Annotated in this window: 17 protein-coding genes; 14 read left to right on the forward strand and 3 right to left on the reverse strand. The window is 65.2% G+C overall.

Annotation, left to right across the window (positions count from 1 at the left end; all coding sequences use genetic code 11):
* The 7 genes from C8C95_RS02440 (at position 1) to C8C95_RS02470 (ending at position 3480) form a co-directional block, all read left to right on the forward strand.
* Positions 1 to 540, forward strand: coding sequence for a DUF924 family protein (locus C8C95_RS02440; RefSeq protein ID WP_116747518.1), 540 nt, complete (start codon positions 1 to 3; stop codon positions 538 to 540).
* Between the two features lie 103 nt (positions 541 to 643).
* The gene (locus C8C95_RS02445) at positions 644 to 958 is read left to right on the forward strand and encodes a nucleotidyltransferase domain-containing protein (RefSeq protein ID WP_116747519.1); all 315 of its coding nucleotides are present in this window, start codon (positions 644 to 646) and stop codon (positions 956 to 958) included.
* 89 nt (positions 959 to 1047) lie between these two features.
* Complete coding sequence (locus C8C95_RS02450) at positions 1048 to 1338, forward strand: nucleotidyltransferase family protein (protein ID WP_008906417.1); 291 nt, start codon at positions 1048 to 1050, stop codon at positions 1336 to 1338.
* The gene (locus C8C95_RS02455) at positions 1335 to 1688 is read left to right on the forward strand and encodes a DUF86 domain-containing protein (protein ID WP_116747520.1); all 354 of its coding nucleotides are present in this window, start codon (positions 1335 to 1337) and stop codon (positions 1686 to 1688) included. Before C8C95_RS02450 ends, C8C95_RS02455 begins: the two co-directional genes overlap by 4 nt.
* Before the next feature lie 91 nt (positions 1689 to 1779).
* Positions 1780 to 2091 carry a hypothetical protein gene (locus tag C8C95_RS02460; protein ID WP_116747521.1) on the forward strand — a complete coding sequence of 104 codons (312 nt, stop codon included), beginning with the start codon at positions 1780 to 1782 and terminating at the stop codon, positions 2089 to 2091.
* A gap of 179 nt (positions 2092 to 2270) precedes the next feature.
* The gene (locus tag C8C95_RS02465; protein WP_116747522.1) at positions 2271 to 2777 is read left to right on the forward strand and encodes a helix-turn-helix transcriptional regulator; all 507 of its coding nucleotides are present in this window, start codon (positions 2271 to 2273) and stop codon (positions 2775 to 2777) included.
* The gene (locus C8C95_RS02470; protein WP_116747523.1) at positions 2767 to 3480 is read left to right on the forward strand and encodes a nucleotidyl transferase AbiEii/AbiGii toxin family protein; all 714 of its coding nucleotides are present in this window, start codon (positions 2767 to 2769) and stop codon (positions 3478 to 3480) included. The genes C8C95_RS02465 and C8C95_RS02470 overlap by 11 nt, the downstream gene beginning before the upstream one ends.
* Positions 3481 to 3640: 160 nt before the next feature.
* On the opposite strand, the gene C8C95_RS02475 is transcribed toward C8C95_RS02470, so the two are convergent.
* The gene (locus tag C8C95_RS02475) at positions 3641 to 4579 is read right to left on the reverse strand and encodes a M14 family metallocarboxypeptidase (RefSeq protein ID WP_116747524.1); all 939 of its coding nucleotides are present in this window, start codon (positions 4577 to 4579) and stop codon (positions 3641 to 3643) included.
* 224 nt (positions 4580 to 4803) lie between these two features.
* Here C8C95_RS02475 and C8C95_RS02480 point away from each other — a divergent pair, with 224 nt between their 5' ends.
* The 5 genes from C8C95_RS02480 (at position 4804) to C8C95_RS02500 (ending at position 8702) form a co-directional block, all read left to right on the forward strand.
* A complete protein-coding gene (locus C8C95_RS02480) occupies positions 4804 to 6231 on the forward strand; it encodes a serine protease (RefSeq protein WP_116747525.1) in 1428 nt (475 codons plus the stop codon).
* Positions 6228 to 7226: an FHA domain-containing protein gene (locus C8C95_RS02485; RefSeq protein WP_116747526.1), complete on the forward strand. Its 999-nt coding sequence runs from the start codon at positions 6228 to 6230 to the stop codon at positions 7224 to 7226. The genes C8C95_RS02480 and C8C95_RS02485 overlap by 4 nt, the downstream gene beginning before the upstream one ends.
* Positions 7227 to 7263: 37 nt before the next feature.
* Positions 7264 to 7593 (forward strand): hypothetical protein, encoded by a 330-nt coding sequence (locus tag C8C95_RS02490; RefSeq protein ID WP_015014990.1) that lies wholly within the window; start codon positions 7264 to 7266, stop codon positions 7591 to 7593.
* 151 nt (positions 7594 to 7744) lie between these two features.
* Entirely contained in the window at positions 7745 to 8062 is a 318-nt protein-coding gene (locus tag C8C95_RS02495; RefSeq protein ID WP_116747527.1) for a DUF2322 family protein, read from the forward strand.
* A gap of 166 nt (positions 8063 to 8228) precedes the next feature.
* Positions 8229 to 8702: an SRPBCC family protein gene (locus C8C95_RS02500; protein ID WP_116747528.1), complete on the forward strand. Its 474-nt coding sequence runs from the start codon at positions 8229 to 8231 to the stop codon at positions 8700 to 8702.
* Positions 8703 to 8744: 42 nt separating this feature from the next.
* On the opposite strand, the gene C8C95_RS02505 is transcribed toward C8C95_RS02500, so the two are convergent.
* Positions 8745 to 9530, reverse strand: coding sequence for a transporter substrate-binding domain-containing protein (locus C8C95_RS02505; RefSeq protein WP_207780560.1), 786 nt, complete (start codon positions 9528 to 9530; stop codon positions 8745 to 8747).
* A 353-nt stretch (positions 9531 to 9883) separates the two neighbouring features.
* On the opposite strand from C8C95_RS02505, the gene C8C95_RS02510 reads away from it, so the two are divergent.
* The gene (locus tag C8C95_RS02510; RefSeq protein WP_056064732.1) at positions 9884 to 10132 is read left to right on the forward strand and encodes a hypothetical protein; all 249 of its coding nucleotides are present in this window, start codon (positions 9884 to 9886) and stop codon (positions 10130 to 10132) included.
* Between the two features lie 152 nt (positions 10133 to 10284).
* Here C8C95_RS02510 and C8C95_RS02515 read toward each other — a convergent pair whose 3' ends face one another.
* Positions 10285 to 11547 (reverse strand): phospholipase D-like domain-containing protein, encoded by a 1263-nt coding sequence (locus C8C95_RS02515; protein WP_116747529.1) that lies wholly within the window; start codon positions 11545 to 11547, stop codon positions 10285 to 10287.
* 174 nt (positions 11548 to 11721) lie between these two features.
* On the opposite strand from C8C95_RS02515, the gene C8C95_RS02520 reads away from it, so the two are divergent.
* Complete coding sequence (locus C8C95_RS02520; RefSeq protein WP_116750109.1) at positions 11722 to 12663, forward strand: M23 family metallopeptidase; 942 nt, start codon at positions 11722 to 11724, stop codon at positions 12661 to 12663.
* Positions 12664 to 12716 lie beyond the last annotated feature (53 nt).

Genomic DNA, 12716 nt, shown 5'->3' on the forward strand with positions numbered 1-12716 from the left:
ATGCCTCCGCAGTCCGTCATCCACTTCTGGTTCACCGAACTCACTCCCCAGCAGCACTTCGTCAAAGACGCTGCCCTCGACGAATCCATCCGCACCCGCTTCGGCCCCACGCTGGATGCCGCAGCCCGCTGTGAACTGTTCCCCTGGCGCGCCACTCCAGAAGGCCGGTTGGCAGAAATCCTGGTGCTGGACCAGTTCTCGCGCAATGTGTACCGCGACACCGCCCGCGCCTTTGCGCAAGACGCATTGGCCCTCGCCCTGGCGCAAGAGCTGGTGGCCAGCGGGCAGGACCGCAGCCTGCCTACGGCGCAGCGCGTGTTTGCCTACATGCCGTTCATGCACAGCGAATCTGCCGTGATTCATGAGCAAGCCCTCAAGCTGTTTGCGCAGCCGGGCATGGAAAACAACCTGGACTTTGAGCGCCGGCACAAGGCCATCATCGACCGCTTTGGGCGCTACCCGCATCGCAACGCGGTGCTGGGCCGCACCTCCACGGTCGAAGAACTGGCGTTTTTGAGCGAGCCGGGGTCGTCGTTTTAGGCATCGCACCATTTCGCTATATTCTTCATAGCACTTCCCGCTTATCAAACAAGCGTTACAGGCCAATATGGCGGTCAATGAGGTGCTCGATTAAACTGCGCCCATGCATCCCGCCATCGCCCAATACCGCTCCGGCATTGCCGCTATCTGCCAGCGCTACGGCATTCGGCGGCTGGAGGTGTTTGGCTCGGCGGCACGTGCCAGTGACTTTGACCCCGCCCACAGCGACGCCGACTTTCTGGTGGAGTTTGCTCCGGGCGTTGAGCCAGGGCTCAACTCCTTTTTTGGAGCCAAAGCCGATCTGGAAGCCCTACTGGGCCGGGGCGTAGATTTGGTAGAGCCGGGCGCGGTGCGCAACCCCTATGTGCTGGCCAGCATCAACCAGCAACGCGCGATCATCTTTTCCGCCGAAGATTAGCTATCTTTTTTGTAGCTGTTGGCGCAATCCCTATAGGCGCTAGATGCCAATTTGGCTCGTAAACACGCAGCGCCGCTAAACTTCAAACCATGCGCCCCTCCGAAGCCCTTTCACTGCACCGCTCGCAAATCCGCGAGATCGCACTGCGCCACCGCGTGAGCAGCGTGCGGGTTTTTGGCTCGGCGCTGCATGGGGACGACACAGCCGACAGCGATCTGGATCTGTTGGTAGAGCCCACCGCGCAAACCACGCTGATGGACATTGGCGCGATCCGATTTGAACTGAAGCAGCTGCTGGGCATGGAAGTGGATGTGCTCACCCCCAACAGCCTGCCCGCCAGCTTTCGGGATCAGGTACTGCGCGAGGCGATCACCGTATGAGCCGGGCGCACCCGCTCCGGGTGGCGGATTACTTGCAGCACATCCTGGAGGCTATCGGCAACATTCAGGACTACACGGCTGGCATGGATTTGGCAGCATTCTTGGCAGACCGCAAGACCTGCGATGCCGTGATTCGCAACCTGGAAGTGATTGGCGAGGCCTGCAACAACGTGGCCAAGAACCACCCCGACTTTGCGCAGAAACATGCTCATGTGCCGTGGGGCTTTGCTTATGAAATGCGCAATGCACTGGCCCACGGCTATTTCACTGTGGACCTGGCAATCGTCTGGCAAACCGTGCAGAAGGACCTGCCAGCGTTCAGGGCGCAAGTAGCAGCGCTCTTGCTGTAGGTCGCTTCTATTTCGATAGCTGTTAGCGCTTATCCATCAAGCGCTAGAGGCAAATTTCATCCAAAAGCTGCCGCACCACCAACGCCCATCCATGAAGCCTCCGTTCACCCCCACCTTTGCCCATGTGCCGCCTGGCCAGGTGGCTGGCCCGTTGCAGCTGGTGCCCATCAACGCCGCCGTGGTGTCCGTGCACACGGCCGATGGCGCGCATGTGGGCTCGCTCAAGTTGGTCGGCGGGGTGTGGAAGTTCAAGGCCATGGGCTACGACGCCGCTGGCCGCATGGAGCCGGGCCACGGGCCGCTGACGGAGCAGCACAACACGGCGTTTGCCGCGCTCGATGAGGCCGAGGTCAGCGCCAGGCTGCTGGGGGCGCTGACCGATGGGCCGGACGTATCGGCTTGAATCTTTTCTAGCCAATTCGCTTCAATTTCTATAGCTGCTTGCGTTTGTACTGAAGGCGCAGGAGTCGGATATGACTCATAAATGTTGAGCCCATCGCACTTCGGCGTCCTTCATAGCCTAGATGAAAAGCGTTTCTCATATTTGACAAAAACGCAATTTTGCCAATAATGAGAAACACTATGCCATCACAAGCCCCTATTAGCCCCGAGCAGTGCACAACCCAACTGAAAGCGTTGGGTGAGCAAATTCGCACGCAGCGCAAGGCCCTGCGGCTGAGCGCTACGGTGACGGCAGAGGCGGCAGGGCTGTCGCGGGTGACGCTGCACCGCATTGAGAAGGGCGAGCCCTCGGTGACGATGGGTGCGTGGTGCAATGCCATGGCGGCGCTGGGCATGGATTTGCAAGCACGCACGGGCACGCAAGAGACGCCCGCTGCGGCGCCCGACCGCGCTGGATGGATTCCAGCGCGGGTGGCGCTGGCGGACTACCCGCAACTGCGTGCGCTCGCGTGGCAGGTACACGGCACGGACATCCTCACACCTGCCGAAGCGCTGGGCATTTACGAACGCAATGCGCGGCACTTGGACATGGAGGCCATGCCCGCGCACGAAAAGACGCTGCTGGATGCCTTGCGGCTGGCGCTGCCGCCCACAGCCCAAAGCACAGGGGCCAGCGATGCAGTTTGAACGCCCGCACCACCAGCGCATTGCGCATGTGCTGAGCGCGCTGAACGGCGAAACGCTTGTGCAGCATGGCTGCCTGTTTGGGGGCGGCACGTGCATTGCGCTGCGCCATGGCGAGTACCGAGAGTCGGTAGATATTGATTTTTTGGTGTCTGACGCAGCGGGCTACCGCGAGTTGCGCCATTTGCTGACCGGCCCCGATGGGCTGGCCGCCATTACGCACTTGCACGCCCCGCCGCTGGTGGTGCTGCGCGAGATCCGGGCCGACCAGTACGGCATTCGCACCCAGGTGCAGATGGATGGACAGGCGATCAAGCTGGAGATCGTGCGCGAGGCGCGCATCGCACTGGAAGCACCAGGTCCTGATGACACCCTGTGCGGCGTAAGCACCCTGACATCCCTCGACCTGGCAGCCTCAAAGCTGCTGGCCAACTCGGACCGGCAAGCCGACGATGGTGTTTTCAGCCGCGACGTGATTGACCTGGCCATGATGAACTTGCAACTGCCCGCATTGCGCGCCGCGCTGGCAAAAGCCACCGAGGCCTATGGCCCCTCGGTGGCACGCGACTTGGGCAAGGCGATTGACCGGCTGCACAACCGCACCGGCTGGCTGGAACGCTGCATGCAGGCCATGGCCATGCAGATGCCCAAGGCGGTGCTGTGGCAAAAGGTACGGGCGTTGCGGCGCGTGGTGCCTGACGCTTGACATGGGCCTCTGTGATTTCGAGACGCAGTAGCGGCTCGCGGAGCCATGCCTTTTTAGCGCTCAGTTTCCGGCGCAGAACCGCTACATATTTAGTAGCTTCTAGCGCTTACCCATCAAGCGCTACAGACCTATTTGACACCGAAACGATCAGCCAACGGCGTTAACGCGCCCGTGCACACACAAACTCCACCGCCGCACAGCCAGCTGCCACCTGCGCCTCAATGCACTGCTCGGGCGTGGCGCGGGGGCTGTCGGGGTAGACCTCCGTTGTGGTGGTGTAGCGCGCGCCGCTGATGCCCGCGCACAGGCCCCACTGCTTCATCGGGTAGTGGATGATGCCCGGCGCCACCACGGGCGAGCCGATGATTTCGTTCTTCTCGTCCGCAGGCGCAATGTGCGTGACGCGGCTGACGGCCTCGATGATGGCTTGCTGGAAGGCGGGCTGCGGGTTGTCGGTGTCGTCCACCAGGTAAAAGCCGTCGGGGATGCTGCCGGGCTCAAACACCTTGCCGTCGCGCGCGGCGACGGCGGGGCGGTATTCGGATTCGTCGGTGTCGGTGGTTTCGTGCAGGTCGATGTGGGCGGCAAACTGGCCGTGTAGTGGCGCCACCAGGCGCATGAGGGCCGCAGACTCCTGCGCGGGCGAGCCCTCGCGGAACGACCGGTTGGGGTCGATGGCGTCAAAGTTCCAGCGCTGAAACCGCTCGTACGCCCAGGGGCTCACGCACGGCACCACCAGCAGGTTGGCGCGGCCTGCAAAGCGCTCGGCGTGCGTGTCCACAAACCGCAGTGCGCCATGCACGCCGCTGGTCTCGTAGCCGTGCACCCCGCCGGTCACCAGCACGGTGGGCAGGCCGGGCTGCCAATCGCGGCTGCGCAGCGCCCGCAGGGGAAAGCGCTCTGCCGGGTGCTGTGCGTCGGCATAAATCACGTCGCCATACATCTCCACGTCAAACCGGCCCCGCAGTGCCTCGATGGCCATGAGCACGTCGTCGGCGTAGCTGCGCTGGCGCACCTGGCGTGCGCGCCACTGCTCGCGTTCTGCAGCGCCCCAGGCTTGGCCGGGCGTGCCGATGGGATAGGTGAGGGTGGGTTGCATGGGTGCGTGGGATGGAGTGGCAGGTGAATGGCAGGCCCGGCGGCAAACGGGGCCGACGGAACGTACAACGCCAATAAGAGCGGCTAACAAAACTCAGCGAAGCGGTTCTGGCTAGGCGCTGTGTCGCAGGCAGTACGAGCAGTACGACAAGACACAGCAACGACGCCAGAAGAGTTTTGTTAGCCGCTCTAAGGCTTGTCGCAGGGCGTTCATAGAATACCGCGATGCCCTTCCCTTCGATTCGGCCCTTGCGGCTGGCGACCTCGTCGCTGCTCTTGCTGCTGTGTGCGCTGGCGCACGCACAGCCCGCCCCCCAACCCGCAACTGCCAGCACCCCGGCTACGCGCCCGGCAGGCAGTGCCCCTGTGGATGGCACAACACCCACACCGGGGGGCGCCGCAGCCGCCGCGCCCACAGCGGCCGATGCGGCCCTGCTGTCGCGCGATGCGCGGCGCATTTACGAGCTGTCGCGCGACAAGCTGGTGCAGATCCGCACGCTGCTGCGCAACGCCAACACGCAGGCGTCGATTGGCTCGGGCTTTTTTGTGTCGGCCGATGGGCTGATCGTCACCAACTTTCACGTGGCCAGCCAGCTCGCGCTGGAGCCCGAGCGCTACCGGGGCGTGTACGTGACGATGGAGGGGCAGGAGGGCGAGGTGGAGCTGCTGGCGTTTGACGTGCAGCGCGACCTGGCCGTGCTGCGCGCCAAGGGGCGCACGGCAGCGGCGCCGGTGCTGGGCTTTCGGCCCACCACTGACGCGCTGGCACAGGGCGAGCGCATTTACTCGCTGGGCAACCCGCTGGACATTGGCTTTGCGGTGACCGAGGGCACCTACAACGGGCTGGTCAAGCGCAGCTTTTATCCGCGCATCTTTTTTGGCGGCGCGCTCAACCCCGGCATGAGCGGCGGCCCCGCCGTGGACGACGCAGGCCGGGTGTTGGGTGTGAACGTTGCCAAGCGGCTCGATGGTGAGCAGGTCAGCTTTTTGATCCCTGCCGAGTTTGCGCAGGCCCTGGTGCAGCGCGCAGCCAACGCCCAGCCCATCACGCAGGCCGCGCACGCCGAGATGACGCGGCAGCTGATGGAGCACCAGCAACTGCTGACGGACCGGTTCTTGAAAGCGCCGTTTCGCGAGCAGCGCCATGGCAACTACCGCCTGCCCGTGCCCGACGATGCGCTAGCGCGGTGCTGGGGATCGGGGCGTGACCCGGCCTTCCCCGGGCTGAACCTGGAGCGCACGCAGTGCCAGGCCGACAGCGATGTGGTGGCGGGCGACTTCAGCACCGGCGCAGTGCGCCTGTCTTACGAGGCCTACAACGCGCCCACGCTGGGCGCCGCCCGGTTTGCCCGCATGTACTCGCAAAGTTTTGCGAATGAGCGCCTGCCCACACGGGGCAACCGCCACCAGACGGCGGCCGAGTGCACCGAGCGGTTTGTGGACCCCGGCACCGTGCCGCTGCGGGCGGTGGTGTGCCTGTCGGCCTACCGCAAGCTGACCGGCCTGTACAACATGACGGTGCTGGCCACCTCGGTCAACCAGCCCACACGGGGCGTGCTGGGCCGCCTGGATGTGCAAGGCATTGCGTTTGACAACGGCATGAAGCTGGCCAGCCACTACCTCAAGGCTTTTCGCTGGGAGGCCGCACCATGAGCGCGATGCCAACCACCACCCTGGGGCTGATCGAGGCGTTTGACCGCCACGGCGCGCTGCTGGCGCGTGCGCCCATCACCCGCTGGCCCGTGACGGTGGGCCGCGCGCTGGACTGCGACCTGGTGCTGGACGACCCGTTTGTGGCGCCCCGGCACCTGCGCATTGACCGCGCGGTGGACGAGCCCCGCACCGTGCAGGTCGAGGTGCTGGAGACACGCAACGGCGCACGCCTGCAGCGCAAGCAGCATGCCCAGAGCGAACGCTTTGACTGGCCCGATGGCATGCCCATCGACCTGGGCCACACCCACATCCATCTGCGCCTGGCCGATGCGCCCATTGCCGAGGAGCAGGCGCTGCCGCAGTTTCCGTGGCGCACGGTGGGCACCACGGCAGCGCTGGCGGTGCTGGTGCTGCTGGCCGGGCTGGGAGAGTCGTGGCTGGAGGCCCGCGACGCCGCGCAGTACCTGAAGTCGCTGCCCCTGTTGCTGCTGACCACGCTGGCGGTGGTGGGGGCCTGGGCGGGCCTGTGGTCCGTGGCCAACAAGCTGTTTGGCAGCCAGCTGCGGTTCTGGCGCCACGTGCGCATCGCGTGCGCCGCAGTGCTGGTGGCCGACGCGGTGCAGCTGCTGAGCTATCTGACGGCGTTCACGTTCTCGCTGGAGTCGCTGTCGCGGTTTGCCCCGGTGCTGATGGTGCTGGTGCTGGCCGGCGCGCTGTACGCCCACCTGGCCACCGTGCTGCCCCGCCGCCGCGTGGGCCTGGCCTGGGCCATGGCAGCCGTAGTGCTGCTGGGCGTGCCGTCGTGGCTGGGCGCGCAGTGGCTCAACCGCATGCGGCTGGGCAACGAGCTGTACATGAGCAGCCTGTTCCCGCCCGCCCTGCGCGTGGCCCCTGCGGTGCCGGTGGACCAGTTCCTGCAAGACGCCGATGCGCTGCGCGGCAAGCTGGACCGGCGCCTGCGGGATGACGGGCTGGCGGACGAGGACGACGAGTAGGCGACCAGACGGCCTGCTTCTACCCTGCCATTGCCCCATGCGCCGCCGCAAGCCCCACCACCACGTCTACGTGGTCGAACTCTCCAAAGACGTGTTGCTGGAGCCGCGCTTTCGCAAGTGCAACCCCGGCTACATCGACGGCAAGCCCTGCGTGTACGTGGGCATGACGGGGCTGGACCCGGATGTGCGGTTTGACAAGCACAAGGCGGGCATCCAGGCCAACCGGTTTGTGACGCAGTACGGCCTGCGGCTGCTGCCCGACCTGTACGAGGGCTTCAACCCCATGACCTACGAGGAGGCAGTGGACCGGGAGATCGAGATTGGCATCGACCTGCGCTCGGCCGGGTTTGGGGTGTGGCAGGCGTGAGCGCCTGCTCAACGGTAGCGCCTGTTCAAAGTCTGGGCCCCACGCGCATCCTTTAAGATTCCGCCCCGCTGATTCACCCACTCACTTTTTTATAGCTGCTCGCGCATGATCTTCTAGCGCTTGCGGCTCATTTCACTTGAATTTGACCGCCATGAACTTCGCAGACCGCCTGAAGCAACTCCCCTCCGCCAGCCACCTCGCCGCCCTGCAACTGCTGGGCGCAGACGGCCAGGTGCTGGCCACCATCGAGAACAAGCCCGGCCAGACCGGGTCGCTGGTGGTGTATGCCGCACTGGCGGCGCTGTATGGCGGGCAGATCACGCCTGCAGCCGCCAGCCTGGGGCTGGAGTGGTATGCGGAGCATGTGGCGGATGCGCGCGCCTTTCCGGGCAAGCACCCCAACATCGACCGGCTGCTGGCCTGGGCGCAGGGCAGCGAGCGCTTTGCAGTGCGCACCGTCGCCGCCTGAGCCGGCGCCACAAAAAATGTGGTGATGCAAAGGGCCGGTTGTCGAAAACGCACCGGCCCGTTCGTCGTAGAGGTGTGAACGCGTAAAAGCCCCAGGCCATTGACCATCATGGCGTTGGGGCGCACGCTGTCATCCATCCACCCCGATTCCCGCGAGGAGACCCTGCATGACCACCCCCAACCCCTCCGCAGCCGCTACCGGCACCGTCACCCTGCACCGCGTGCTGCGCGCACCGGCCGAGCGCATCTACCGCGCGTTTCTGGATGCCGACGCCATGTGCAAATGGCTGCCTCCCCATGGCTTTACCGGCCGGGTGCTGAGCCTGGATGCGCGCGTGGGCGGCAGTTACCGCATGCAGTTCACCAACCTGAGCAGCGGCGGCACGCACGCGTTTGGCGGCGAGTATGTGGAGCTGGTGCCGGGCGAGCGCATCGTGCACACCGACCGGTTTGACGACCCGAACCTGCCCGGCGAGATGCGCACCACCATTCAGCTCAGAAAGGTAATCACGGGCACCGAGGTGTCCATCGTGCAGGCGGGCATCCCGGCCGTGATCCCGACCGAGATGTGCTACCTGGGCTGGCAGGAGTCGCTGCAGTTGCTGGCGCTGCTGGTGGAGCCGGAGATTCCTGGCGAGTAGCCCACAGGTCCACTTCGCCCGACCCAAGTCACTTCAAAGCCGTCACTTCAGCCACTTGTCTGCGGCCTGCTTGATGGTGCCCCGGCTGTCCACCAGGCCCCACACAAAGCCCATCACGCGCACGTAGTCAGCGTCGTCGGTGGGCAGCATGAAGCCCAGGTAGTTCTTGGGCGTGAGCGGCGCGTCCACAAATGCGGCGTGCAGGCGCGGGTCGGCCTTGGCGTAGTGCAGGGCTTCATACGTCTCGGTGATCATCACGTCGCCCTTGCCCTCGGCGATCAGTGCAGGGATCTCGGCGTTCTTGTCGTGCGTGCTGACCTGGGCGGCCTTGAGGTTGGCCAGCACATAGGTTTCGTTGGTGCCGCCGGGGTTCTTGATGACGCGCACGGCGGGCTGGTTCATGGCGTCCACGCTGGTGTATTTGGCCTTGTCGGCCGCGCGCACCAGGGCCACTTTGCCAAACGGCGCATAGCCGGGCAGCATGTCAAAAATGCGCATGCGGTTGACGTTGCGGGTGATGCCCCCCACCGCCACGTCGAACTTGTCGCCCTGCAGATCCTTGACGAGGTTGGGCCACGAGGTCTGCACGTACTCGATCTTCACCCCCAGCTCCTTGGCCATGGTCTCGATGACATCGATGTCGTGGCCGCTGTAGCCCGCGTCGGTCTTGATGGCAAAGGGGCGGTAGTCACCCGGCGTGCCTACGCGGATGACCTTGGCCTCCATGATCTTGTCGAGCCGGGGGCCAGCCTGCGCGGCCGGGCTGAAGGCGAGGCTGGCGACCACGGCGGCGGCTGCGGCAAGGGCCAGGGTTTTCTTGATGATCATGGGCAGGTTCTCCAGGGGGTCAGAAGATGGGACAAGAACAGGCATTTCCGTGGCCCGCAGCGAATGCGGACTCACAGGGGCCTGGGCCAGACACGTTACAGCAAATGGCACGCAGTACAAGGGCACATCGGCGGCCCACGGTCTGCATCGCGACACGTTGCGCCCTGCATGACGCAAAGCCCATGCCAGACGCGAGAGCACGGAGTTCGCCCGGCGCAGGCATGAGCGCCTGCAGTGGAGAATCCTTTGGATGCTCTAATTTTTATAGCGCATTAGGCATATCCGTTCGGCGCCAGACATCCATCTGGCACCAAACTGGGTTACCCTGACCGGTTCTGCAACAAGGATTCGCCATGAAAAAACTCAACGTCACCATCCAGCTCGAAATGACCGTGCCCGACAACTGGGAGCTGGTCGATACCTCTGAGGGCACGCCGGTCATCAAGCTACCCGATGGCAAGTTCATGGACATCGCCATCGAACCCCTGTTTGCCACAGACCCCGAAGACCTGTGGGCCAGCACCGAAGACGAAGACGTGCTGGACGACATCCTCGACATGGTGGACAGCGAAGCCGTGACCTACGAGTTCGTGACGCACTGATCCACAAGCACGGCGGAGATGCCCGCCAGGGCAAACACTGCCCCGGCGGCGCACCGCAACCGCCGCCGCGCATCCACCGCCGGAAACTACACTTTTGATAGCGCCTGGCGCATTGTTCACTGGCGCCAGCGGCTGATTTCATTCAAACATCGTCACAGCTGCGACCGCATCCAGCCGGTCAAGGTCTCGTGCACTTTCTCGCGCAGCGGGCGGTCCCGCCAGGCCTCGTAGGTCACGCGGCGTGACCGTCGGATGTCGTCTTCAAACACCTGTGTCTGGCGTTGTGCAAAGGCGGCGTCGTACACGTTCAGGTTGGCCTCGTCGTTCAGGCGGAACGAGCGGTTATCAAAATTGGTGGAGCCCACCGACACCAGCAACTGGTCCACGATCATGACCTTGCAGTGGTACATGGTGGGCCCGTATTCATAAATCTCGGCCCCGGCCTGCAGCAGCTCGCCCCAGGTGGCGCGGGATGCGGCCTTCACGGTCTCGGTGTCGGTGTGCTCGCCGGGGGTAACCAGGCGCACGCGCACGCCGCGTGCCAGAGCGTCCATCAGCAGCTTGCGTGTCAGGTCGTCGGGCACAAAGTACGCCACCGACAGGTCGATGCTGCGCTCGGCCGCCGTGATGGCCAGGTGGTACATGAGCTGCATGCTCTCGCTGCCACTCGATGGCGAGCTGGAGAACATCTGCGCCTTCTGCGCACCCGCCGGTGCAATGGCCGGAAAGTACGCCTCGCCATGCAGCACCTTGCCGGTGACCTTGAGCCAGTTGTCCAGAAACGTGGCCTGCATCTGCGCCACGGCGGGGCCGCGCACCAGGTAGTGCGAGTCGCGCCAGTGGTCGGGGTCTTGCGCGTGGCCCGTCCATGCCGGGGCAATGCCCACGCCGCCGGTAAAGCCCACCTGCCCGTCCACCACCAGCAGCTTGCGGTGGGTGCGGTTGTTCAGCCGGGCCAGGTTGTACCAGTGGGGTTTGTGGAACTTTTCAATCAACACCCCGGCCGCCTTCATCTCGGCCAGATAGCTCTCTTCCATCTTGGCGCTGCCCACCCAGTCGAGCAGCACATGCACGGGCACACCAGCGCGGGCGCGCTCGCTCAGGGCGTCGGCAAACTGCTTGCCGATGTCGCCCGACCAGTAGATGTAGGTTTCGAAGGTGACGCTTTTCTGAGCGGATTTGATCGCGGCGAGCATGGGCGGAAAGATCTGGTCGCCGTTGAGCAGCTCCGTCACCGCATTGCCGCCCACAATGCCCGGGCCCAGCAGGCTGCCCAGGGCGCGCTCGAACTGCGGGTGGGCGGCGCTGTACAGGCGCGGCAGCTGTTGCTGCACTTTTTTCTCGCCCGCCGTGAAGTTGAGTGCCAACAAGACAAGGGCTCCCGTGGCCAGGGCCGTGAGCAAGACAGTGAGCATGGTGGAACGGCGGCGAGGGGCGGCGGGTGGCATGGCGCGATGGTAGGTGCCGGCATGCAGGCGCGATGTAGGCGGACGCCGCCAACACCGGGGGCACAATCGCCCTTGTCGGCCGCGACAGCGGGGCGCTTTGCGCGCGCACCAGCCCCTTGCGCAGTCACTTTGTTTTTGTTCATGCCTTCCTCTGCCGTGTCTGAATCTGCCCGCCCTGCTTCCGCCCGCCCCGCCCTCTCCATCACCCGCCGCAGCGCCTTGATCGGCACGGCGGGCCTGCTGGCGCAGCCTGCCCTGGTGGCCCCTTTGCATGCCAAGCCTGTGCCACCCGCGCCCACGGTGTGGCCCCAGGCGCTGCAGGTGCCGGGCGGCGTGGCACGGCTGTCGCTGGGCCCGGCGGCCACGCGGCCGGTGGCGCAGGTGCGCCAGGGCGAGGTGGATGTGCCGCTGCGGGTGGTGGGCGATGCCATCGAGTGGACGGCCATCGTGGGCATACCGCTGGCGGCAGCGCCGGGCGATGCCTTCATCAGCGTGCTGCCCGAGGGCGGCGGCGGCCCACGCCTGGTGCACTACAGCGTGGCCCCCAAGCAATACAAGGAGCAGCACCTGAAGGTGTCGCCCCGCACGGTGGACCTCTCGCCCGAGGACCAGGCCCGCTACGAACGCGAGCGCGACCACCAGGCCCAGGTGATGGCCACCTTTTCCGAGCAGCCCGCCGGCGTGGCGCTGGCATCGCTGCGCATGCGCGTGCCCGTGCCGGGGCGGCGGTCCAGCTCGTTCGGGCTGCGCCGCGTGTTCAATGGCCAGCCGCGCAATCCGCACAGCGGCATGGACATTGCCGCCGCCACCGGTACGCCCATCGTGGCGCCGCTGCCGGGCCGGGTGATTGACGTGGGCGACTACTTCTTCAACGGCGGCACGGTGTGGCTGGACCACGGCCAGGGCCTGCTCACCATGTACTGCCACCTGAGCAGCATGGAGGTGCGCGTGGGCGATGTGCTGCAGGCGGGCGACGCGTTCTGCAAGGTGGGCGCCACCGGCCGCGTGACCGGCCCGCACCTGCACTGGGGCGTGATGCTGAACCGCACCATGGTGGACCCGGCGCTGTTCGTGCCGGCCTGATGGCGCAGGGCTTCATTACTATGCATTTGATAGCACTCAGCGCATATTGCACT

Source organism: Acidovorax sp. 99, assembly GCF_003096455.1.
In the GTDB taxonomy this organism is placed as follows: Bacteria; Pseudomonadota; Gammaproteobacteria; order Burkholderiales; family Burkholderiaceae_C; genus Acidovorax; species Acidovorax delafieldii.